Source organism: Marivita sp. (genome assembly GCF_051859345.1).
GTDB lineage: Bacteria > Pseudomonadota > Alphaproteobacteria > Rhodobacterales > Rhodobacteraceae > Marivita.
Map to the genome: position 1 here is coordinate 153,773 of NZ_JBHYFV010000004.1, position 21,724 is coordinate 175,496.

At 61.4% G+C, this 21,724-nt stretch carries 23 protein-coding genes; 5 read left to right on the forward strand and 18 right to left on the reverse strand.

Translation table 11 applies throughout. From position 1 onward, the window contains the following. Nucleotides 1-6: 6 nt before the first annotated feature. The 6 genes from ACTIEN_RS04760 to ACTIEN_RS04785 form a co-directional block, all read right to left on the reverse strand. Nucleotides 7-1,176, reverse strand: coding sequence for a molybdopterin molybdotransferase MoeA (locus ACTIEN_RS04760; protein ID WP_439521963.1), 1,170 nt, complete (start codon nt 1,174-1,176; stop codon nt 7-9). After that, nucleotides 1,173-1,649, reverse strand: a complete 477-nt coding sequence (gene moaC / locus ACTIEN_RS04765) for a cyclic pyranopterin monophosphate synthase MoaC (protein WP_439521964.1) — start codon at nt 1,647-1,649, stop codon at nt 1,173-1,175. Before moaC ends, ACTIEN_RS04760 begins: the two co-directional genes overlap by 4 nt. After that, entirely contained in the window at nt 1,646-2,446 is an 801-nt protein-coding gene (gene trpC, locus ACTIEN_RS04770) for an indole-3-glycerol phosphate synthase TrpC (protein WP_439521965.1), read from the reverse strand. The genes moaC and trpC overlap by 4 nt, the downstream gene beginning before the upstream one ends. Continuing rightward, the gene (locus tag ACTIEN_RS04775) at nt 2,443-3,090 is read right to left on the reverse strand and encodes a uracil-DNA glycosylase (RefSeq protein ID WP_439521966.1); all 648 of its coding nucleotides are present in this window, start codon (nt 3,088-3,090) and stop codon (nt 2,443-2,445) included. The genes trpC and ACTIEN_RS04775 overlap by 4 nt, the downstream gene beginning before the upstream one ends. Before the next feature lie 127 nt (nt 3,091-3,217). Next, nucleotides 3,218-4,234: an anthranilate phosphoribosyltransferase gene (trpD, locus tag ACTIEN_RS04780; protein ID WP_439521967.1), complete on the reverse strand. Its 1,017-nt coding sequence runs from the start codon at nt 4,232-4,234 to the stop codon at nt 3,218-3,220. Continuing rightward, complete coding sequence (locus ACTIEN_RS04785) at nt 4,231-4,812, reverse strand: aminodeoxychorismate/anthranilate synthase component II (protein WP_439521968.1); 582 nt, start codon at nt 4,810-4,812, stop codon at nt 4,231-4,233. Before ACTIEN_RS04785 ends, trpD begins: the two co-directional genes overlap by 4 nt. Nucleotides 4,813-4,963: 151 nt before the next feature. Between ACTIEN_RS04785 and ACTIEN_RS04790 the strand changes: the two genes are divergently transcribed. Then, a complete protein-coding gene (locus ACTIEN_RS04790; RefSeq protein WP_439521969.1) occupies nt 4,964-6,685 on the forward strand; it encodes a divergent polysaccharide deacetylase family protein in 1,722 nt (573 codons plus the stop codon). A gap of 61 nt (nt 6,686-6,746) precedes the next feature. On the opposite strand, the gene ACTIEN_RS04795 is transcribed toward ACTIEN_RS04790, so the two are convergent. The 3 genes from ACTIEN_RS04795 to ACTIEN_RS04805 all read right to left on the reverse strand — a co-directional run bounded on the left by ACTIEN_RS04795 (nt 6,747) and on the right by ACTIEN_RS04805 (nt 8,345). Next, nucleotides 6,747-7,388, reverse strand: a complete 642-nt coding sequence (locus ACTIEN_RS04795) for a DUF1638 domain-containing protein (RefSeq protein ID WP_439521970.1) — start codon at nt 7,386-7,388, stop codon at nt 6,747-6,749. Continuing rightward, nucleotides 7,372-7,545, reverse strand: a complete 174-nt coding sequence (locus ACTIEN_RS04800) for a hypothetical protein (RefSeq protein ID WP_439521971.1) — start codon at nt 7,543-7,545, stop codon at nt 7,372-7,374. Before ACTIEN_RS04800 ends, ACTIEN_RS04795 begins: the two co-directional genes overlap by 17 nt. Nucleotides 7,546-7,640: 95 nt before the next feature. After that, entirely contained in the window at nt 7,641-8,345 is a 705-nt protein-coding gene (locus tag ACTIEN_RS04805; RefSeq protein ID WP_439521972.1) for a corrinoid protein, read from the reverse strand. A gap of 182 nt (nt 8,346-8,527) precedes the next feature. On the opposite strand from ACTIEN_RS04805, the gene ACTIEN_RS04810 reads away from it, so the two are divergent. Then, nucleotides 8,528-9,613 carry a PA0069 family radical SAM protein gene (locus ACTIEN_RS04810; RefSeq protein ID WP_439521973.1) on the forward strand — a complete coding sequence of 362 codons (1,086 nt, stop codon included), beginning with the start codon at nt 8,528-8,530 and terminating at the stop codon, nt 9,611-9,613. Between the two features lie 130 nt (nt 9,614-9,743). On the opposite strand, the gene ACTIEN_RS04815 is transcribed toward ACTIEN_RS04810, so the two are convergent. The 3 genes from ACTIEN_RS04815 to ACTIEN_RS04825 all read right to left on the reverse strand — a co-directional run bounded on the left by ACTIEN_RS04815 (nt 9,744) and on the right by ACTIEN_RS04825 (nt 12,426). After that, nucleotides 9,744-10,001: an N-(5'-phosphoribosyl)anthranilate isomerase gene (locus ACTIEN_RS04815; RefSeq protein ID WP_439521974.1), complete on the reverse strand. Its 258-nt coding sequence runs from the start codon at nt 9,999-10,001 to the stop codon at nt 9,744-9,746. Nucleotides 10,002-10,052: 51 nt separating this feature from the next. Next, the gene (gene bmt / locus ACTIEN_RS04820; RefSeq protein ID WP_439521975.1) at nt 10,053-11,069 is read right to left on the reverse strand and encodes a betaine--homocysteine S-methyltransferase; all 1,017 of its coding nucleotides are present in this window, start codon (nt 11,067-11,069) and stop codon (nt 10,053-10,055) included. Nucleotides 11,070-11,217: 148 nt separating this feature from the next. Then, the gene (locus ACTIEN_RS04825) at nt 11,218-12,426 is read right to left on the reverse strand and encodes a bifunctional alpha/beta hydrolase/OsmC family protein (RefSeq protein WP_439521976.1); all 1,209 of its coding nucleotides are present in this window, start codon (nt 12,424-12,426) and stop codon (nt 11,218-11,220) included. A 130-nt stretch (nt 12,427-12,556) separates the two neighbouring features. Between ACTIEN_RS04825 and ACTIEN_RS04830 the strand changes: the two genes are divergently transcribed. Beyond that, nucleotides 12,557-13,405 (forward strand): endonuclease/exonuclease/phosphatase family protein, encoded by an 849-nt coding sequence (locus ACTIEN_RS04830; RefSeq protein WP_439521977.1) that lies wholly within the window; start codon nt 12,557-12,559, stop codon nt 13,403-13,405. Between the two features lie 3 nt (nt 13,406-13,408). Here ACTIEN_RS04830 and dddP read toward each other — a convergent pair whose 3' ends face one another. Then, a complete protein-coding gene (gene dddP, locus ACTIEN_RS04835) occupies nt 13,409-14,749 on the reverse strand; it encodes a dimethylsulfonioproprionate lyase DddP (protein ID WP_439521978.1) in 1,341 nt (446 codons plus the stop codon). 162 nt (nt 14,750-14,911) lie between these two features. Here dddP and ACTIEN_RS04840 point away from each other — a divergent pair, with 162 nt between their 5' ends. Next, a complete protein-coding gene (locus tag ACTIEN_RS04840; protein WP_439521979.1) occupies nt 14,912-15,658 on the forward strand; it encodes a heme-dependent oxidative N-demethylase family protein in 747 nt (248 codons plus the stop codon). Here ACTIEN_RS04840 and ACTIEN_RS04845 read toward each other — a convergent pair. The 5 genes from ACTIEN_RS04845 to ACTIEN_RS04865 form a co-directional block, all read right to left on the reverse strand. Beyond that, complete coding sequence (locus tag ACTIEN_RS04845) at nt 15,655-16,470, reverse strand: lytic murein transglycosylase (protein WP_439521980.1); 816 nt, start codon at nt 16,468-16,470, stop codon at nt 15,655-15,657. The genes ACTIEN_RS04840 and ACTIEN_RS04845 overlap by 4 nt on opposite strands. A gap of 110 nt (nt 16,471-16,580) precedes the next feature. Beyond that, entirely contained in the window at nt 16,581-17,345 is a 765-nt protein-coding gene (locus tag ACTIEN_RS04850) for a hypothetical protein (RefSeq protein WP_439521981.1), read from the reverse strand. 289 nt (nt 17,346-17,634) lie between these two features. Next, nucleotides 17,635-17,853, reverse strand: a complete 219-nt coding sequence (locus tag ACTIEN_RS04855; RefSeq protein WP_439521982.1) for a hypothetical protein — start codon at nt 17,851-17,853, stop codon at nt 17,635-17,637. A gap of 192 nt (nt 17,854-18,045) precedes the next feature. Further along, on the reverse strand, nt 18,046-19,452 hold the full coding sequence (glnA, locus tag ACTIEN_RS04860; protein ID WP_439521983.1) for a type I glutamate--ammonia ligase: 1,407 nt from the start codon (nt 19,450-19,452) through the stop codon (nt 18,046-18,048). Nucleotides 19,453-19,503: 51 nt separating this feature from the next. Continuing rightward, on the reverse strand, nt 19,504-19,842 hold the full coding sequence (locus ACTIEN_RS04865) for a P-II family nitrogen regulator (RefSeq protein WP_439521984.1): 339 nt from the start codon (nt 19,840-19,842) through the stop codon (nt 19,504-19,506). A 168-nt stretch (nt 19,843-20,010) separates the two neighbouring features. Here ACTIEN_RS04865 and ACTIEN_RS04870 point away from each other — a divergent pair, with 168 nt between their 5' ends. Next, nucleotides 20,011-21,672 carry an NAD(P)H-hydrate dehydratase gene (locus tag ACTIEN_RS04870; protein WP_439521985.1) on the forward strand — a complete coding sequence of 554 codons (1,662 nt, stop codon included), beginning with the start codon at nt 20,011-20,013 and terminating at the stop codon, nt 21,670-21,672. Nucleotides 21,673-21,724: the final 52 nt, after the last annotated feature.

A 21,724-nucleotide genomic window follows, 5' to 3' on the forward strand; every position in this document is an offset into this window, starting at 1 on the left:
AGGATTTTAGCGAAGAGGCAGATATTCCACGAAGTCACCCACGCTGCGCGGCCCGTCTTTCGGGGCCCGAACGATCAGCGCATCTGCCTTGCCCAGAATGCTGAGCAGCGAACTGTCTTGTGATCCGAAGGCCACCAGCCCACCATCTTCGAACCGCGCCCGCATGTAATGTTCGCGGGGGCCATTGGCGGGCAGATCCTGCGCCAGAACACCCCTCCTGCGCGACGCAGCCCCGGCGGCAAGACCCAGCATCGCGCGCACCACGGGGGCGACGAACACATGCCCACAGACCATGGCAGACACCGGGTTGCCCGGCAGCCCGATCATCATAGCTGCGCCAAACCGTCCTGCCATCAAAGGTTTACCGGGACGCATTGCAACCTTGTAAAAGCTTTGGTCAAACCCAAGCTGCGGCGCGAGATTGGCCACAACGTCGTGATCCCCGACCGACGCACCGCCGATGGTGACGATCAAGTCAGCTCCCTGCGCCAGATCGAAGGCGGTCTTCAAAGATGCCTCGTTGTCCCGCGCAATCGGAAGCAAGCGCGGCTCCGCTCCCAGATCGCGCATCAGCGCGTGCAGACCAAAGGTGTTGGACGCGATGATCTGGTCGGGGCCGGGGATGTCACCGGGCATGACCAATTCATCCCCGGTCGAGATCAAAGCCACCACGGGCCGGCGCGCCACAGGCACCACTGCAATGTTCATCGACGCCATCAACGCAATGTCATTCGGCCCGATCACGCGGCCTGCGCTGATTGTGTCCCCGATGCGGAAATCGCCCCCTGCGGGTCGGATATGTGGATTGTCCTCGGGCGTGTCGCCAATGGTGATCCAGTCGCCATCGCGGGTGACATCTTCTTGTATCACAACCGCTTTTGCGCCTTCCGGCACCGGCGCGCCGGTGAAGATCCGCACCGCTTCGCCATTTTTTACCGTTTGGTCAAATCCGTGCCCGGCCGCCGCCTCACCGATCACCCGCAGCCGCAACCCGGGTGCTACCTCTGTCACCGCATAGCCATCCATGGCAGACCCATCAAAGGGCGGCTGATTGCGCGTCGCCGCCACATCCTGCGACAACACCCGGCCATGTGCCTGCAACAGCGGCACCGTCTCGACTCCAAGCGGGCGCGCCAGTGCGAACAGGTGATCCAGCGCCTCTGAAACCGAGATCATGGCGCCTCGTACCGTCCTGATTTTCCACCATCTTTCAGCATCACGCGGATGCCGGTAATCTCCATCGCCTTGTCGACCGCCTTGGCCATGTCATAGACCGTGAGCGCCGCCACCGACACGGCGGTAAGCGCCTCCATCTCGACCCCGGTCTGGCCGGTGGTCTTGACCGTCGCCTCGATCCGAAGACCGGGCAGGTCCGGTGCATGGGTCAGCTCGACCGCCACCTTTGTGACGGGAAGCGGATGGCAGAGCGGGATCAGGTCGGGGGTCTTCTTGGCCCCCATGATCCCGGCCAGCCGCGCCACACCGATCACGTCGCCTTTCTTGGCACGACCTTCTGTAATGATATCAAAGGTCTCCTGCGCCATCCTGATGTAGCCTTCAGCCACAGCCACGCGCGAGGTGACGGCCTTGTCTGACACGTCCACCATGTGGGCGTCTCCCTTGGCGTCGAAATGTGACAACCCGCTCATGCCGCCACCGGATCGGCCAGAAGCGCCCGTGTGGCCGCCGTCACATCCGCCTGCCGCATCAGGCTTTCGCCGATCAGGAAGCTCCGCGCGCCTTGCGCCGCCATGTCAGCAAGGTCGGCAGGGGTGAAAAGACCGGATTCCGAAATCAGCATCCGGTCCGAGGGGACGTGTTTGGAAAGGTCGCGTGTTGTCTCAAGATTTGTCTCGAAGGTCTTGAGATTGCGGTTGTTTACGCCGATCAAGGGAGACTTCAATTCCAGCGCGCGATCCAGCTCTTCGCGGTCATGCACCTCAATCAACACATCCATGCCCCAGGCGGTGGCGGCTTCCTCCAACTCGGCCGCCTGTGCATCCGACACGCTCGCCATGATGATCAGGATGCAATCCGCGCCAAGGCTGCGTGCCTCGGCCACCTGATAGGTGTCGTACATGAAATCCTTGCGCAGCGCTGGCAGCGATGTGGCGGCGCGCGCCACCACGAGGTAGGACTTGTCGCCCTGGAAGCTCGGTGTGTCGGTCAGGACCGACAGGCAGCTTGCTCCTCCCGCCTCGTAGGCTTGGGCCAATGTCGCCGGTTCGAAATCCGCCCGGATGAGCCCCTTGGACGGCGACGCCTTTTTGACTTCGGCAATCAATCCGTACCCCGTCACCTGCGCAGTGCGCAGCGCCGCCCCGAACGGGCGCACGGGATCGGCAGCCTGGGCTGAGGCCTCAACGGCGGAGAGGGGCACGCGGGCCTTGTCCGCTGCGACTTCCTCGAGCTTGTAGGCTTTGATCTTGTCAAGAATGGTTGTCATGGCGTCGTCCAGTTGATCGGGTCATGTCCCTGATCTCTAAGCCAAGCGTTCACGGTGGAAAAGGGGCGCGACCCGAAAAACCCGCGCCGCGCCGACAGCGGCGATGGATGCGCTGATTGCAAGACCAGATGCCCATGCCCGTCCAGACGGGACGCATGCGCGCGCGCATCGTTGCCCCAAAGCACAAACGCGCGCGGCGCGTCGTGCAACGCATCAAGAACCTGCGGAACAAGCCTCTGCCACCCGATCCGGCGATGCCCACGCGCCGCTCCTGCAGGCACGGTCAACACATCATTCAAAAGCAGAACGCCCTGATCCGCCCAGAACCGCAGATCGCCATTGGGCGGCGCAGTTCCAAGATCGTCTGCCAGTTCCCGAAATATATTGCCCAAGGATCGGGGGAAGGGCCGCACATCAGGGGCCACCGAAAACGCCAGCCCATGCGCATGACCTGGGGTCGGATAAGGATCCTGACCAAGGATCACGACACGCACATCCTGCGGTGCACAGGCGTCAAGCGCTGCAAAGACCCGGTCCGCGGGCGGCAACACCTCTCGTGTTTCAAGCGCCAGTTTCGCGCGGATCGCAGGCAAGTCGCACTGAAAAAACGGCAAATGAGTCCAGGCAAGCGGCGGTGTCAACATGACTCGCGTCCCATGCGTCTCTGGTCCAGAAATATCCCGCAGGTTTTGGGGCTGGCCCCCAAGGATTTACCGCCAACGGAAAATCGACGATGCGTCGGCGCATCGTGTCCCGCCCGGAATGCAGACCTCACGCCGATTGGGTCACTCGCGCCAGCACGTCGAGCCGCGCCTTGGCTGCGCCACTGTCGATGCTCACGGCGGCCATCTCTGCCCCGGATTTCAGATCCGACACCTTGTCTGCCACCACCAGCGCCGCAGCTGCGTTCAACAGAACGGCGTCCCGATAGGCGCTTTTCTCACCATTCAGCAGGGCGCGAAACGCCTGAGCATTCTCGGCCGGAGTGCCGCCCATGATTTCGCGGAAGGGATGTACCGGCAGACCGGCGTCTTCGGGATGCACCTCGCGTCCGCGCACCTTGCCGTTCTCCAGCACCGCTACCTGCGTGGGGTCCGAGATCGAGATTTCGTCCGTTCCGTCACCGCCATGCACCAGCCATGCCTTTTCCGACCCAAGCTCCTTGAGCGTTTCCGCCATCGGGAAGATCAGGTCGATGGCAAAAGCCCCGGTCAATTGCCGCTTGACCCCGGCGGGGTTGGTCAGCGGGCCAAGAATGTTGAAGATCGTCTTTGATCCAAGTTCCTGGCGCACCGGCATCACATGTTTCATCGCGGGATGGTGCATCGGTGCCATCATGAAGCCGATCCCGGCCTCGATCAGTGACCGTTCCACAATCTCGGGACTGACCATCACGTTCACGCCCATCTCGGTCAGCGCATCTGCGGCGCCCGATTTGGACGACAGGTTGCGATTGCCGTGTTTGGCCACCGGCACACCTGCACCAGCGACCACAAAGGCCGTCGCGGTCGAGATGTTGAGCGTGCCTTTGCCGTCGCCACCGGTGCCGACGATATCCATGGCCCCCTCGGGCGCCTTGACCGGAGTGCATTTGGCGCGCATCACCGCAGCGGCGGCGGCATATTCCGAGACCGCTTCACCGCGCGCGCGCAAGGCCATGAGCAAGCCGCCGATCTGTGCCGGTGTGGCCTCTCCCTCGAAGAGGATTTCAAACGCCTGTTCTGCCTGTGACCGGCTCAGCGGCCCCTCGGAAGCGGCGTAGATCAGGGGCTTCATCAAGTCGCTCATGCGGGCACCTTCAATTCGTTGACAAAATTCTGCAGCAGCGCGTGCCCATGTTCCGATGCAATCGACTCCGGGTGGAATTGTACACCCTGCATCGGCAGCTCTTTGTGGCTCAGGCCCATCACCGTTCCGTCCTCGAGCCATGCGGTCACCTCAAGGCAATCGGGCACGCTGTCCTTGTCCACAACGAGGGAATGATAGCGCGTCGCCTCGAACGGAGAGGGCAGCCCTTGGAACACACCTGTGCCGGAATGGTGCATCACACCCATCTTGCCATGCACGATTTCGGAATGGCGAACGACCTTTCCGCCAAAGGCCTGTCCCAAGGTCTGGTGGCCAAGGCAGACGCCCATCAGCGGCGTTTTCGTTTCGGCAGCGGCCAGCGTCAGGGCAAGACAGATCCCGGCCTGATCCGGGTCGCAGGGACCGGGGGACAGCAGGATGCCCGCAGGGTTCAGCGCCACCGCTTCCTGCACGGTGATCGCGTCGTTTCGGACAACTTTCACATCGGTGCCGAGTTCGCCCAGATAATGCACGAGATTGTAGGTAAAACTGTCGTAATTGTCGATAAGCAGCAGCATGGGTGTTTCTTCTCAGACGGGGCTGGCGGGGCAGGGGTCAATCGCGGTATACATGCGCAGGCAGACCAAGGCGCGTCAAGGGCGCGGGTGGGTCAACCGGCGCGGATGAGACGCCGGGGTCGCATGAGACGGCAAGGCGAGGGCAAAGAGCATGGCAAGAGGGTTTTTGTCAGGGGCCATACTGGGCACCATCGTGTCCGTGGGCGGTTTGGGTGCGGTGTCGGTGCTGGTGCCCGATCCGGGCAACACGCCGCCGGTGGTCCCGGAACAGATCGTCGAAGACGCGCAGCCAGAGATCGCAGAGACTCCACAAACCCAGGAGGACGAGGCAGCGGAGCTTGCCCCTTCGGACACGCCGGCAGCGGAACCGGAACCGGCCATGCCCGATTCCGAACCTGTGCCGGATGCTCCGCAAGAGCCTTCTGTTTCCGACAGCGCCACAGCGCCGGAAAGCGACATTGCTGTGCCGGAATCCGCTTCGGAAATATCGCCGGAGACGACCCGCGAAGACGCCGTTCCTGAGACCGCAGAAGCCGAACCTGCGCAACCGGCCCGTCGCCCGGTCGACGTGACCGAGGTATTGCCCGATGCACAGACGCCGCAACTTGGCACACCGCCGGACGCACAAGACAGCGCGCCGCAAGACACAGCAGCTGCGCCCCTTCCGGCCCCTGAGACCGGGGACAGCATCGCGGCACTCTCCGTACCAGATGCGACTGACGCCCCTGATGCGCCGATGCGCTCGACCGGGGATAGCGCGCCACAAGCCCCTTCAGCACCGCCGCTCGATACACCCGAGAGGGAAGAGGCCGGGCTGAATATCTCGACCGATCCTGCGCAGCCGCCGACCCCACCGGTGCCAGCCGTCGAGACGCCCCTGGCTCCGGATCCTGCCCCCGCTCCTGACACATCCGCGCCGACAGAAGAGACCGCCGATTCTGACCCCGCTGCGACCGGTTCCCCGGATGAGGCAGAGCGTCCGCAAGTGCGCCGTCTGATACCGGACACGCCAGACACCACCAACGACACGCCGACCGCAGAGACAGCAGACCTTCCGCGCCCCGCCATTGGGCGCCCCGCCGCGTCCCTGACCGACCGCAATCCAGGCAATTCGGCACGGATCCCCTCCATCAGCGGTGGCACGGCAGAGGCACCCACAACGGCGCCCGCAGACACTCCGGACGCCGACGCGTCACTGCCGCCGCTGCGCCGCTTTGCGGTGTCGGTCGACAGCGATCCGTCCCTGCCTCAAATGTCCATTGTGATGATCGATGACGGAACCGGTCCGCTTGGACCAGAGACGCTGGACACCTTCCCCTTCCCGGTGACCTTTGCGCTGGATCCCGGACACCCCGACGCGGCGGCGCGTATGTCTGCCTACCGCGCGCTTGGTTACGAGGTTGCGGCCCTTGTCGAACTGCCGCCTGCCGCACAGCCGACCGATGTGGAACAGATCCTTGCCGGTGCCGTTGCCGCCCTTCCCGAAGCGGTCGCCCTGATCGAAGCGCCGGGGGGCAATTTACAAAGCGTGCGAGACAACACGGAACAGGCGACCAGCTTTGCCGCCGATAGTGGCCATGGGTTGGTGTTTCTTCCCAACGGGCTGAACACCGCGCAGGCCATAGCACGCGGTGAGGGTGTCCCGGCCGTCAGCATCCTGCGTGATTTCGATGGAGAGGGTCAGGACGCCCGTACCAAGCGCCGCTTTCTGGATGGGGCTGCGTTTCGGGCCCGTCAGGACGGGTCTGTTGTGATGCTGGGCCGTCTGACGCCCGATACCCTGTCAGCCTTGCTTCTCTGGAGCCTGCAGGATCGCGCGGCCAGCGTGGCGATGGTGCCGGTGTCTGCGGTTCTGATCGACCGATCCGAATGACGCGCAAGCGGACGCGTCGACGCGTCCGACATGTTCCGTTGACGGAACATCCGCCCCGGTGTCAGGTGTTGGCCCAGTCACTCATGTGGCGCTCCAGATCCCCGTAGCCGGTAAAACGCCGCTCAAACGCCAGTCCCAGCCGTTCAGCACAGCGTCTGGCGATGTCGGTCAAGGCGGGATCATCGGTCTGGGCCTGGTACACCAGCGTTTCGTAATGCCCGAAATACATGTCCCGCAAATCCGGGTGCCGGTCGAGCCCCAGCGGTTTCCACACAAACGCATCAAACTGGCGCACCAGAAAATCGGTGAGGTAAAACGCGGTGATCTCGTCACGGGCTGCAAAGGCGTCATTGCCTTCGAAAAAGCTGTAACAATGCGGCCCGGCGATCATCGGCACCCCCATCTCGGTACAGGCTGATTCGAGCAATCCGCCAGTGCCGCAATCGCCATAGGCGATGAAGATCTCGTCATAATGCGCACGGTGCTTCGTCACGGTGTCGCGGACCGCTCCGACGATCTTTTCGGGATGGTTGTGAAGTATGGCGGGCAGGCAGGTCAGATCCAGATGCGTCCACCCGTTTGCATCCCGCAGAGCCAGGATTTCGCGGGCCAGCGCGCCACAGGCGACAATCAGCACACGGCCGTTGCCGCGCGCTTGCAATCCCGCATCTGTCAAAGTGGTGTCGTCAGGCAGGCTCGTCATCACCGGGCACATGGGCCAAACCCCACCGCGCGAGAAGCGCCAGCGCAATCAGCGCAGGCAGCACCTTGAGGATACCGAATTGGGCAAAGGCCCAAACCGTCAGACCGGATGCCGCAATCACGGCAAGGATCATTGAGACGAAGGTGGTCACTGGCATGTTGATCTCCTTGTCCTGAAAATATGGGGCAGATCGGGCCATATGAAAAGGCCTCGCCGTGGGGCGAGGCCGAAAAAGCGCCTTTTTGCGCAAATTTAGCCTGCCGCAAGCTGATTGTGCTTCCGCCCGACATAGGTTTTCGCCGTTTCCACGGCCACAGCCGCGTCACGGCAATAAGCGTCGGCACCAATGGCTTTGCCGAATTCCTCGTTCAGGGGGGCGCCACCGACCAGGACGATGTAATCGTCGCGGATGCCTTTCTCGACCAGCGTGTCGATCACCACCTTCATGTAGGGCATGGTTGTGGTCAAAAGCGCGGACATGCCAAGAATGTCCGGTCCCTCTGCCTCGATCGCCTCAAGATAGCTGTCGACCGAGTTGTTGATCCCCAGATCGACCACTTCGAACCCGGCGCCTTCCATCATCATCGACACAAGGTTCTTGCCGATATCGTGGATGTCGCCCTTGACGGTGCCGATCACCATCTTTCCGACCCGCGGCGCGCCGGTTTCGGCAAGCAGTGGCTTGAGGATGAACATGCCACCCTTCATCGCGTTCGCCGCCAGCAGAACCTCTGGCACAAACAGGATCCCGTCACGGAAATCGTGGCCGACGATGGTCATGCCACCGACCAGCGCCTTGGTCAGGATGTCATAGGGCTGCCAGCCGCGTGCCAACAGGATGTTGACCGATTCCTCGATCTCTTCCTTGAGACCGTCGTAAAGATCGTCGAACATCTGCTCGACAAGTTCCTCGTCATTCAGATCGGCGAGGATGATATCGTCTTCTTGGTCAGCCATGTATGTCACTCCAGACGCTGGCGTCGCCGCCAGTGATTGTTTTTCGACTAATCGTCGTTTTGCGACGATGCCACTTGGTGAAATCCGACATGCGCGCGAACACTACCGACGCACGCGTCAATGCATGCCGTGGAAAAGCGCATTGCCTTGTCTATGTTCCGCTTTCGTTCTATGATGTGGGAATGAGCCAATCCGACCGATATGTCGCCCCCGATCAACGACGCGGACGCGGCGCGCAAAGCCGTGATAGCGGACGGTATGAACAGTTTCGCCAGGTCGATGAAGCGGATGATTGGGACATCCCCGAAGACGCGTCCGTTCTGCGCACACAGGTGTCCGAGGAACGGCCACGCAGCCTGATCAACTATGTCTCGTCGCCCGACCTGTCTTTTGACCGGACGATCAACCCGTATCGTGGGTGTGAACACGGCTGCATCTACTGTTTTGCCCGTCCCAGCCATGCGTGGTTGGGCCTGTCGCCGGGGCTGGATTTTGAAACCCGACTGATCGCGCGCCCCGATGCGGCGGACGTCTTGAATCACGAATTGCGTGCCCGGCGCTACCGGGTCGCGCCGATTGCCATTGGAACCAACACCGATCCCTATCAACCCATCGAGCGGGATCGCGGGATCATGCGCGATTGCCTTGCGGTCCTGCAGGCCTTTCGCCATCCGGTCATGATCGCGACCAAGGGCACGCTGATCGAACGCGACATCGACATTCTGGCGGGTATGGCGGCGCAGAACCTTGTTCGCGTCGGCGTCTCGATCACCACGCTCGACCCGGAGTTGAACCGTCGGATGGAACCCCGCGTGCCCAGCCCCGCGCGCCGACTGGTCACGATCCGGCGTCTGACGGATGCCGGCATTCCGGTGCGGGTGATGGTGTCGCCAATCGTACCGGGTCTGACCGATCCCGAGATCGAACCGATCCTGACGGCGGCCCGCGACGCCGGAGCCTGTGCAGCGACCTGGGCGATGCTGCGCCTGCCGCTTGAGGTGGCCCCGTTGTGGGAGGCGTGGATGGACGAACACTATCCCGAGCGCAAGAATCGGGTGATGTCCAAGCTGCGTGAGATGCATGGGGGCAAGGTCTACGATGCGCAGTGGTTCAGCCGCGGTCGTGGCGCGGGAGCCTATGCCGCGCTTATTGCGCAGCGGTTCACCAAGGCCCGCAAGCGTTTGGGTCTTGATGGCGATCTGGCCGCGCTTGACTGCACTTCGTTTCGACCGCCACCCCGTGTGGGAGATCAGTTGAGCCTGTTTTGATGTGGGCCAAAGACCCTTCGAAGGGTCTTGTCCCGTCCTTCGAAGGACGGGAGACGCGCCACTTTGTTCCCCCGCGATGACCAAAGCCTTCAAAGGCTTTGGCCCGTCTTTTCGAAAAGACGGGTGCGCCCTACTCGAAGACGTGTACGGGTTCCACGTTGCAGAACACGACAACCTGTCCACCATTGACCACCGCGCGGTATCCGCGTCGTCGCAGTTCCGCGCGAAAGCGGTCCCACCCCAAGATGCGTTCCACATCACGGGCCTGACGGCGGACAACACCACCTTTGGCTGCGGCTTGTGATGAAAAGACATGGGCAATCCATTGATCCGGCTCCAGGGCAGGTGGAGGACGACGGGGCGGGGTGGGGGCAAAGATGTCTCGCATGACCCCACGTCTGACACATCAATGGTTAACCTTGCGTAAAGCGCTGAACCGTCAGGCGCGGCGGCGACCGCGTCGCTCGCGCTTGGGGGCGCCGCTCTGATCGCCGGTGCCATCGCTGTCGGAACTGAAGGGTCCAATATCCGCAACAATCTCATCCAGCGTCGGTGCCGCAGCTTTCGGCGTTGTTTCGAGCGCCTCTCGCATGGCGCGCAGGTGCTCTGGCATGGTGCCACAGCAGCCACCGATGATCCGGGCTCCGGCGTTGCGTGCAAGGATCGCATAGCGTGCCATCAGTTCCGGTGTTCCGTCATAATGGATGTGACCATCGACATATTTCGGAATGCCCGCATTGCCCTTGGCGATGATCGCCCGCTGTGTTCCCGTGGCCGCAAAACCCAGAACGGTGCGCAACAGGTCCGATGCGCCAGTGCCGCAATTGGCACCGAAGGCCAGTGGTGGGTTGGGCAAGGTCTCGACCATCTCGGCCATGGCCTCAGAGGTCATGCCCATCATCGTGCGTCCTGCGGTGTCGAAACTCATCGTGCCGCACCAGGGCATGTCGGCAAGCGCAAAGGCCTCGGCGGCGGCGCGGTATTCTTCCGGGGCGCTGATCGTTTCAACCCACATCACATCTGCCCCGCCAGCCTTGAGCCCTTCGGCCTGTTCGTGGAACATCTCGACCGCGCGGGCGTGGGACAGGGGTCCGACCGGCTCCATGATCTCACCGGTTGGACCCACCGACCCGGCCACGATCACAGGACGTCCAGCGGCATCAGCAATGTCGCGCGCGATCTCGGCCCCGATACGGGACAGTTCGTGGGCACGGTCGGCGGCATTGTGCAGCTTGAGCCGCGAGGCATTGGAGCCAAAGGTGTTGGTCAGGAAAAGATCACTGCCCGCATCGACCGCCCCACGATAAAGCGCGCGGATGTTGTCGGGTTTGGTCTCGTTCCAGAATTCGGGGGGATCGCCGCTTTCCAGGCCCATGTTGAACAGGTTGGTGCCGGTGGCCCCATCGGCCAACAGCCAATCGCGCGTGGAAAGAAGGTCGAGCAGGGGATTTGTCATGGCTGGCCTGTGAGTCCGGAGATTTTGTCCTGCCTGACATATTGTAGGTGGTGAGACAAATTCATAATTCTCAACACCATTATGAACGAGGCGCCTGAAATCCGTCGACGGATTTCGACAAACACGTCGACGTGTTTGTGCGCGCGGCTCAGACCAGTTCGGTTTCCACCTGACTGGACGCCTCCAATGTCTTGTGTACGGGACATTTATCCGCGATCTCCAGCAGCTTCTGTCGCTGATCCACACTCAGATCCCCCGTCACCGTGATCCGCCGCCGAAACAGGTCGATATTGGCAATTGTGGGCGTGTTGGCGTCTTGTGCATGCACCTTGTCGTGGCTCACATCCACGGACACATGCGTCAGCTTCCATCCCTTGCGCCGCGCATACATGCGCAGGGTCATGGACGTGCAGGCCCCAAGCCCAGCCGCCAGCAGGCCATAGGGCGACGGTCCCCGGTTGGTGCCGCCATAAGCCAAAGGCTCATCCGCCCGTAAATGATGGGGTCCGGCCTGCACGTCCTGCAGGAACCCGGCGGTATCGGCCTCGGACACCCGGACAATGCCTTCCGGTGCGCCGATGGGCGGGGCGGGTGGGGTGAGATTCAGATAGCGTCCGACCCACGCCGCGATCACGTCTGCCGCGTATTCGGCATCCTTGGCCTTCGTGATCAGATGATCGGCATCATCCAGCGTGACAAAGCTTTTGGGGTGGCGGGCGGCCATGAAGATATTGGTCGCGTTTTCGATGCCCACAACGCCATCGCGGGGCGCATGCATCACCAGAAGCGCCGCTTTCAGGTCGGTGATCACCGGGCCGAGGATTTGCGCCTTTACGTCCTCGACAAAGGCCTTTCCGATGGTGAAAGGCCGTCCACCCAGATCAACCTCGGCCTTGCCCTGCGTCTCGATATCCTCAAGTGCATCGGCAAAATTGTGGGTCACATGTTCGGGATCATAAGGCGCACCGATGGTCACAACCGCCTTGATCCCGGCCATGTCACCCGCGGCGCGCAGCACCGCCGCCCCACCCAGCGAATGCCCGATCAGCATGGTCGGCGCCATGCCGCGATCCGCCAGATAATCCGCCGCCGCATGCAGGTCGCCGACATTTGACGTAAAGGTCGTGTTGGCGAATTCGCCTTTGGAATGGCCCAACCCGGTAAAGTCGAACCGCAACACCGCAATGCCCATTGCCGCCAGACGTGCGGCGATCCGCCGTACCGCCGGAATGTCCTTGGAACAGGTGAAGCAATGCGCAAAAAGGGCGGTGCCCAGATGCGGCCCATCGGGCAGGTCGAGCCGCGCCGACAGGATGTCATCGGAATGGCCGGGAAAAGTGATGCGTTCAGTTGTCATGTGGCAGATCCTCGGGGCCGGGGCGGGGCAGGCCCTTTGGCGTTTCGTCGGCTATCAAAGTGTGGGGCCTGTGACCCATTGGCAAGCATTGTGTCGGGAGCGTCACAGGATGGTGAGAGCGATGCCGGGAATGGTGAGTATTGTTGCATGCCTGCTGGCCGCCGGGTTCTTCGGCAGCTTTGCCGGGGCGCTGCATCCGTTGGGTGACAGCCTTGCGGTGTTCCGCATTCCCATCGCGGTCGTCTTTGCGCTTTGGGTGATCTGGTCCCCTTGGCCCGCATTTGTCCGCTGGTTGACGGCGGTGCTCTGCCTTGCGGCGATGGGGCAGATCGTGGCGCAGAAATACGTCTCGCACCCGCCGGGTCCGGTCACGATCTATCAGAAAAACCTGCGCTTCGAGAACGATCAGGTTGCAGCGCTTGCCGATGATATCCGCGCGGCCAATCCCGACATCGTTGCGCTGCAGGAACTGACCTCGCGCAATGCGCCGCTGGTGCGCGACCTGCGCGCCGAATTCCCCTATCAGGCAAGCTGCGCACTGGTCGACTGGGCACGGGTCGCGATCCTGTCGCGCTGGCCGATCGAGGGAGAGGTTTGCGTGCGAGGTCAGGGGTTTGTCGGCATACAGGTTGCCTCACCAGAGGGTCCGTTCTGGGCTTTCAGCTTGCATGCGTTCTGGCCATGGCCACACGGACAGGCGGCACAGTTTGACCGTCTTGCGCCGATCCTGGCAGAGCTTGACGGCCCTGTTGTCCTTGCGGGGGATTTCAACATGGTGCCTTGGTCGTTTGCACTTGGACGACTGGCCAACAGCACCGCCACCACGCGCGCAGGTCCGCTGTTTTCGACCCTGAGCAAACTGGGCGCGCCGCTGCCGATTGATCATGTTTACGCACCGGGTGGGGGGCGCGCGTCTGTCCGGCCGCAATTGGGGTCCGACCATGTTGGTGTTCTGGCCGAAGTGACGGTTTTTGACTGAGCGCTATTGCCCCATAAGTGCCGCATCGAAAGGGTATCTGGACAGGTTCTCGAACCCGTCTTCGGTGATCAGCACCTGGTCTTCCAACTTGATCGAGAAATCACCCCCCTCGGGGCTGACCAGTGCTTCGACGCAAAGGGTCATTCCCGCCTCAAGCGGATAGTCGAACGCGCCAGGAACCGCGTGATCGGGGTACGCCACCAGCGGCCATTCATCACACAGACCCACGCCATGCATCAGGCAGCCGTATTTCTGCACCTGGTATCTGTCGTGCAATACATGTGTGTTGGCCGTCAGGTCGGGGATCATCACGCCGGGTCTGAGCATCTCCATGTTGGTCATGATATGCTCATGCGCGTGCTGCATCGCCGCGATCATGTCGGGGCGGGGGGCTGTGTCGCCGATCCACCATGTCCGGCTGACATCGGTGCAAATGCCATAGCTGCCGATCAGGTCGGTATCGAAAGCGACGATCTCGTTCATCTGTACAATCCGCCCGCCGCATTCCTGAAACCACGGGTTGGTGCGCGGGCCGGAGGCCAGCAGCCGCGTTTCGATCCATTCGCCGCCGAGTCGGATATTCTCGGCATGCAGCACCGCCCAGATGTCGTCCTCAGACACGGTGCCGCCGGGGACGTGCGTGCGGGCAAAACGCTCCATCTCAGCCATGGCGACCTCGCAGGCATGAACAGAACAGCGCATCGCCTTGATCTCGTCCGGGCCTTTGATCGACCGCGCCTTTTCGGTGACCTCTTCACCCTCCATGATCTGCAAGCCCTGCGCCTGGAGTGCGCGCAGACCGTGCAGCATGATCTTGTCCACCGCCAGCCGCATATTGGCGGGCGCGTGTTCCGCGAGGATGCCGCGCACCTCGTTCGAGAACACATCCGCCGCCACATCCACCTTGTCGCCGCGATCAAAGTAAAACAGGTCCGCGCCTGACCGGGCCTCGCGCACCAGCGGGTTGAACTCGGACAGGAAGGGCGCGTTCTTGTAGTCCCAGATCACCATGTAACCATCGGCACAAAGCAGCACCGCGCGGAACGGGTTGTGCGTGTTCCAGAGCTGCATGTTGGTGCTGTCCGTGGCGTAGCGGATGTTGAGCGGATCGAACATCAAAAGCCCGCCATACCCACGATCCACGACATGCTGCGTCAGACGTGCCCAGCGATAGCGGCGCATTTCCTGCAGGTCAGGAAGCGCCAGCCCGGTTGCGGCCCATTCCGCATAGGCAAGCTGCGTTGGCCCGATTTCCACCCGGTCCTGATCGTTGGGCGTGTTGTCGCCCATCGTGGCCCCCCGTGTCGGGTCGATCTTACGGGTGTCCCGGAAATGTGTGTTCATGGCAGCGCCTCCTGCAAGGATGCTGGGCAGGAAGCCTTCAATAAACGCGCCAATTCGCGACCTGCGCTGCTGGACCCCATGCCGCTTTTGACGTTGCTGCAGGTGCAAATTGCCGCGTCGGCTGGGCTTTCAGGCCGCTCTGCGCTCGGCTATGGAGTTTGCATGATCCTGCAAACCCGTATCCCCTACGACATCCACACCCCGCGTCCCTTGCCGGGGGTTGCCCCGCTTGGTGCGGAGCCGTGGTTCATCGTGGACGAGGTTTACGCTCTTCAAATGGGTGAACGTCTGCGGCTTCTGAAGGATCGGCGCGACGATGTGATCGCGACCGACGCCCCGGACCCGGCGACAGTGGACAAGATGATGGACGTGGTGCTGGCGCAACTGCCGCCGGAGTTTTCGGTGTCAGGCCGAAAGGTGCTGTGCCCGGACGGTCGGAAGGTGACCATCGACCGCTCTGATCCCTTTGCAACATTGGGTCAGATCCTGCAGGATGATGTCTGCCTGATGGAAAAGCGCGGCGATGAACACGTCCTGACCGGCGCTGTTCTGTGTTTCCCGGCAAGCTGGCGGCTTTGCGAAAAGATCGGCCATCCACTGACCCACATTCATGTTCCGGTGAAATCCTACACCGATGATATCGCGCGCCGGGTGCAACGCCTGTTCGACGGTGTGCGCCCCGGTCGCCCGATCTGGCGGTTCAATGCGCTCTGGTACGAAGACCCGAGCCTGCATCAACCACGGTCACAATCAGAACCGCGTCCGCTCACCGAAATGGGCCAGACGCCCTATCTGCGCAGCGAACGACAAGTGCTCTGGCGGTTGCCCGACAACGATGCGGTGCTGTTCACGATCCACACCTACATGGTGGCGCGTGCGTCTGTGCCGAAGATCGAAACCCCGGTCTAGCTTCCTGCCCGCTGTGCCGAATACACGATGGCGCGCAGGTAGTTGCCGCTGTCGTTCCAGACCGACAAGACACTGAAATTGGGTGTGCCTTCGCCAAACGGCTGACCGGGCTGCCAGCCATTGCGGCGCAGCATGTTGGCCGCCGTGGCCAGCGCATCCACCGCGTTATAGGGATCGGCGCGGCCATCGCCATTGCCGTCCACGCGATATTTCAACCAGTTGCCCGCCAGAAACTGCATATGCCCCAGTTCACCCGACGGGCCACCTTTGGTCGATGTGGACAGGATGCCGTCATCCACCATGTCCAGCGCCGCAATGGCATGTGGTTCAAAGCGGGGGTGACGGCGGCAATAGGACGACAGTGTCACTGCCCCGTCGACCACCGAAGTGCCACCCAGATACCCGCCCCAGCTGGTCTCGAGCCCCCAGATGGTGGCAAGGATCCCCGCAGGAACCCCATAGTTCCGTTCAATTGACGCAAACGTGTTCGGGTTGCGGGCAATTCGCGACGCTGTTTGCGCGATAAAGCTGTCAGCTGTGCTGCCAGACCGCTTGGCCAGGAACTTGGCCGGATCACCCTGAAGCGTACCAGTCTGGTTGCCCGGATTGGATTCAAACCGCCATGTGATGTCCGACAAACGCGCGTTCGCCAAGGCGGACAAACCACGCTGTCCAACACCAGCCGCCGCAGCCTGTTGCGCAAGGGTTTGTTTGTATTGGTTAAAAGCGCCCTTGCTGGTGATGCACTCGGCCGCGAAGGCGGGAAGGGCGGCACACACAGACACACAGGCAGCGGCAATCAAACGACGCATCAAAGGATACTCCAACATCAAAAAGTTGGAGGATGTTAACAAATGTGGGATGATCGACAAGCGGGAACGCGCCGCACGGATTCCCCCGAAGCGCGTTCCGTCAGGTCAGGTCACAGCAGGCCGGTCAGACCCGGAGCCATGCCTGTCTGGTCCAGCGCGGCATACAAACCGACCACACCCAGCGCCATCGCGCCCGAGCGGACGTCTTCGCCGCGGACCAGATTGTGCACGATCAGCGGGATCGCCAAAGGCATCGCGAACACCGCCGTTGTCAGGGAAATCGCCCAGGCGGACAGGCGCATTGGTGCGGTCTTGGCCCGGCGCTGTTCCAGTTCGAGCCGTTCAACCTCTTCCAGAGTGACACCGTTCATCTGCGTCCGCAGCGCGCTCATCATCCAGTGATCAAGCTGCGCGGACGATTTTCCCGGCGCGGCGCGCTGTGTCTTGAGCGACTTGATCTTGCGCGGGATGATGCGCGCTTTGGGAAAGGCAAGATCGGAAACGCCATCCCCGGCGGCTATGAAGTCAGCCGCCGCAAGAGGCTTTTCCGACCCGTTCCAGAACACCGTATGCACATCGTATTCCTGGCAGAGTTCAGCCGCGATATTGGCCAGACGGCTGGCGCAAGCCTGCGTATTCACGCCGCGACTTGCGACAAGCACGACGCTTGACTGCCCGGCCTCGTCAATCGCAACCGTTAGGGTGTCCGTGTCATCCACAACCCAATCAATGTAATCGCGGGTCACAGGAAGGCGTTGATAGCGGGCGCGATGGTTGGACAAGGCGCGGCCGATGGATGGAACAATAGACTGACAGATCGCATCGCGGGTCTTGTCAGTCACCAGACTAATTACTGTCACATCCGAATTAGACATCTCTGAAGCTCCCCAGGTGCAATCGAATGATTCATCCCTCCAGTTCTGAAATCCCAATGTGGTCGAAATACGGAAACAATTTGTCTCAAACCCAAAAATTGGCCTCGTTTTGGCATTTTGTGGTGGTTTTTCACGAGCGCCGGGCGCGGATTGGTCCAAACACCTCAATCAGCGCAGGCTGACCCGGCCTGTCGGCCCAGACAGACTCGCCGTCTGCACGCGATTCGAGACGCGGCCTTGCGAGGCGAAAAAAGACGCGACTGACGCCTTTGTGTTGGGCAAGGTGACCTTAGTAGGGGGCTAAGAAAAGCGTTCCGACTGCGGCCGCCACAGGCAGAAGAACGAGGATCAGCACAGCAACGAAGATGTACTTGATCAAAGTCCCCTTGGGGTGATTGGAAAATGCCAGTGACCGCCCTCTTCTTGCAGGCAGGCTTGATACGTCGGACGCGATCATCTCGTGTTTGGCGTTCAGACGCGCCACGCGGTTCTGGAAGTCGTTGTTCATGACGTCGATCCTCGCACCTGTCAGACCCGATTGCCCCGTTTGGGTACGGGGTGGGGGAAACATGCGATCCCGATACGGCGGACACTGGACAAAAGCAGGGCAATTTTCCGGCACAGAGCCATGTCGTGCGCGAAACCAATAAAAAAGGGCGCCCCGTAAGGCGCCCTTTTCCAAAGTTGAGAAAGGTCGGGATCAGCAGCTATAGTACATGCCGAACTCGACCGGGTGCGGCGTGTGCTCGTACAGCTCGATCTCTTCCATTTTCAGATCGATATAGCCTTCGATCTGGTCCTTGGTGAACACGTCACCGGCCAGCAGGAAGTCCATGTCGGCCTTCAGCTCGTCAATCGCTTCGCGCAAGCTGCCGCAGACGGTCGGGATGCCTTCCAGCTCTTCGGCAGGCAGATCGTAAAGGTTCTTGTCCATTGCCTCACCCGGATCGATCTTGTTCAGGATCCCGTCAAGACCCGCCATCAGCAGGGCTGCAAAGCACAGGTAGGGGTTGGCCGACGGATCGGGGAACCGGGCCTCGACGCGCTTGGCTTTCGGGTTTTCGGTCCACGGAATACGGACACAACCAGACCGGTTGCGGGCGGAATAGGCGCGCAGAACCGGCGCTTCAAAGCCCGGAATCAGACGCTTGTAGCTGTTGGTCGACGGGTTGGTGAAGGCGTTGAGCGCCTTGGCATGCTTCAGGATGCCGCCGATGAAGTACAAGGCTTCCTGAGACAGGTCCGCATATTTGTCGCCTGCGAAAAGCGGCTTGCCGTCTTTCCAGATCGACATGTTGCAATGCATGCCGGTGCCGTTGTCGCCGTAGATCGGCTTGGGCATGAACGTCGCGGACTTGCCATAGGCCTGTGCCACGTTGTGGATCACATACTTGTACTTCTGAAGCTCGTCCGCCTGCTTGGTCAACGTGCCGAAGATCAGACCCAGCTCGTGCTGGCACGACGCCACTTCGTGGTGGTGCTTGTCGACCTTCATCCCCAGACGCTTCATCGTGGAGAGCATTTCCGAACGGATGTCCTGACCGTCGTCGATCGGGTTGACCGGGAAATAGCCACCCTTGAGGCCCGGACGGTGACCGGTGTTGCCCATCTCGTATTCTGTGTCGGTGTTCCAGGACGCGTCCAGCGCGTCAACTTCGTAGGACACCTTGTTGATCGAATTCTGGAAACGAACGTCGTCAAACAGGAAGAATTCGGCTTCCGGACCCCAGTAGGACACATCGCCAACGCCCGAGGACACGAGGTACGCTTCGGCCTTTTCAGCAGTCGACCGCGGATCGCGGTCATACGCTTCGCCGGTGTCGGGTTCGACGATGGAACAATGCACACAGACTGTCTTTTCGGCGTAGAACGGATCGATATACGCACTTTCAGTGTCGGGCATCAGTTTCATGTCAGAGGCTTCGATGGATTTCCAGCCAGCAATCGAAGAGCCGTCGAACATGAAACCTTCTTCTAGAAAGTCTTCGTCAACTTCGTCTGCAATCACGGTCACATGCTGCAGCTTGCCGCGCGGGTCGGTAAACCGGATGTCCACATAGGCGACATCTTCGTCTTTGATCATCTTGAGAAGCGCTTCAGTGCTCATTCTCTCTTCCCTTTCACTGATATTGGGTAATTTCGTCTAATTCGTGGAGCGTCAGATCGCGTCGGACCCTGTTTCCCCTGTGCGGATGCGAATGGCCTGTTCGACCGGAGACACGAAAATCTTGCCATCGCCGATCTTGTCGGTCTTGGCGGCCTCGACAATGGCCTCGATCGCGCCATCGACCTGATCATCGTCAAGAACAACCTCGATCTTCACTTTGGGCAGGAAATCCACAACGTATTCCGCACCGCGGTACAGTTCCGTGTGACCTTTCTGGCGGCCGAAGCCTTTGACTTCGACAACGCTCAGACCCTGAATGCCGGCGTCCTGAAGAGCTTCCTTCACCTCGTCGAGTTTGAAGGGTTTGATGATGGCTTCAATCTTTTTCATTGCGGGTCCCTCGCTCTTGCATTGCGCTCGTCAGACCACTTCTGTTTGAGAGCCACAATCAGCTAGGGTAATTGAAAGGCCAGTGGGCATAGGGATTGAAAAATTGCGCCTAATAATTGTGCGAAATGCACAATAATTATGCGAAAGTGAATCGATGAGGAAAACACAGTGACCGAATTGCTCACCTCCGCCCAGATGCGCGCCGTTGAAACGGCCGCAATCGAGTCGGGTGCCGTGACGGGCCTGCAGCTCATGGAACGCGCGGGACGGGGCGCGGTGGTGGCCGCATTGCAAACCTGGCCCGAACTTTCGAAAGGGGCGCATCGCGCGTTGATCCTCTGCGGACCGGGCAACAATGGCGGGGACGGGTTTGTCATCGCGCGCCGCCTGCATGATCTTGGCTGGGCGGTTGATGTCTTTCTGTTCGGTGTTGCGGAAAAGCTGCCCGCCGATGCACGGGTGAACCACGACCTCTGGATGCAGTTTGGCACGGTGAACAGCTTCGACCCGGCGGCGTTCTCGCAATGCGACCGTCCCGAACTTTTTGTTGACGCCGTGTTCGGAACGGGCCTGACACGCCCCTTGCCCGACGAATTGGCGACTGCCCTCGATCCCCGCATGATGGGCAACTGGCCGCGCGGCCCGGCCATTCGCCGCCTGGCCATTGACTGCCCCTCCGGACTGAATCTCGACACGGGAACAATGCCGAGCGAAGACTTCGATCCGCCGCGGCTCAACTCCGCACATCTTACCGTGTCGTTCCATGCTTTGAAAATGGGTCACAAACTCGCGCTCGGACCGACTCTGTGCGGAACGGTCAAGGTTGTCGATATCGGATTGCAGGGCGAGGCGGCGTCGGAACGGCATATGGTCGGAACACCGCCAGACCCCCAGCGCGCCCGCCTCGTGACGCCCGAGTTCGCGCACCGACCTCTGCCAAGACACATCTGGCCCGGCGCCATGGTCGCCAAGCTGCGCGGGAAAGGGCACAAGTACGATTACGGTCATGTCATGGTCTTGGCTGGCGGAGTAGGTCAGGGTGGAGCCGCGCGTCTGGCCGCGCGCACGGGGCTGCGGGCCGGAGCAGGGCTGGTCACCGTGTTGTGCCCGCCTTCGGCCCTACAGGAAAACGCCTGTCATCTTGATGCGGTGATGCTCAAGGCCTCTGCCGATGCCGAGGCTTTCACTCGGATCGCGGATGATCGGGTGACATCTTTATGTCTGGGTCCCGGTCTTGGCGTCGGTCCGGACACGCGCGCCTTGGTCGGCGCGGCCCTGGCACATAAAGGCGGTGATCGCGCATGGCGCGAAACGGCGGTGGTTCTGGACGCAGATGCGTTGACGTCGTTCACCGAGGACCCGGACGCGCTTTTCAACATGACCCACAAGCGCACCGTCCTGACACCGCATGAGGGCGAATTCGCCCGGCTGTTCCCGGATCTTGCGCAGTCAAAACGCGCGTCGCGCTCCAAGATCGACGTGGTGCGCGACGCCGCCAATCGTGCGGGATGCATCGTCCTCCTCAAGGGTGAGGACACGGTGATCGCCCAGCCGGGTGGAGGCGCAAGCGTCCACAGCGCCACCGGGCCCCGAGCGGTGCCGTGGCTTGCCACAGCTGGCGCCGGGGATGTGCTGGCAGGGCTGATCGCAGGGCTGGCCGCGCCAGGAACGGCCCCGGACCTGTTCTGCGTTGTCGAAGCGGCAATCTGGCTTCACTGCGAAGCCGCCCTCGCATTTGGACCGGGCCTTATTGCCGAAGATCTGCCCGAGATGCTTCCAAAGGTTTTCGCAAGTCTCGGGACGCAAGAAACTTCGTACGAAGTTTCTTAACGCACCAGAATTTTCGTACGAAAATTCTTCTCGCATCGGCGCATGAGCTTTG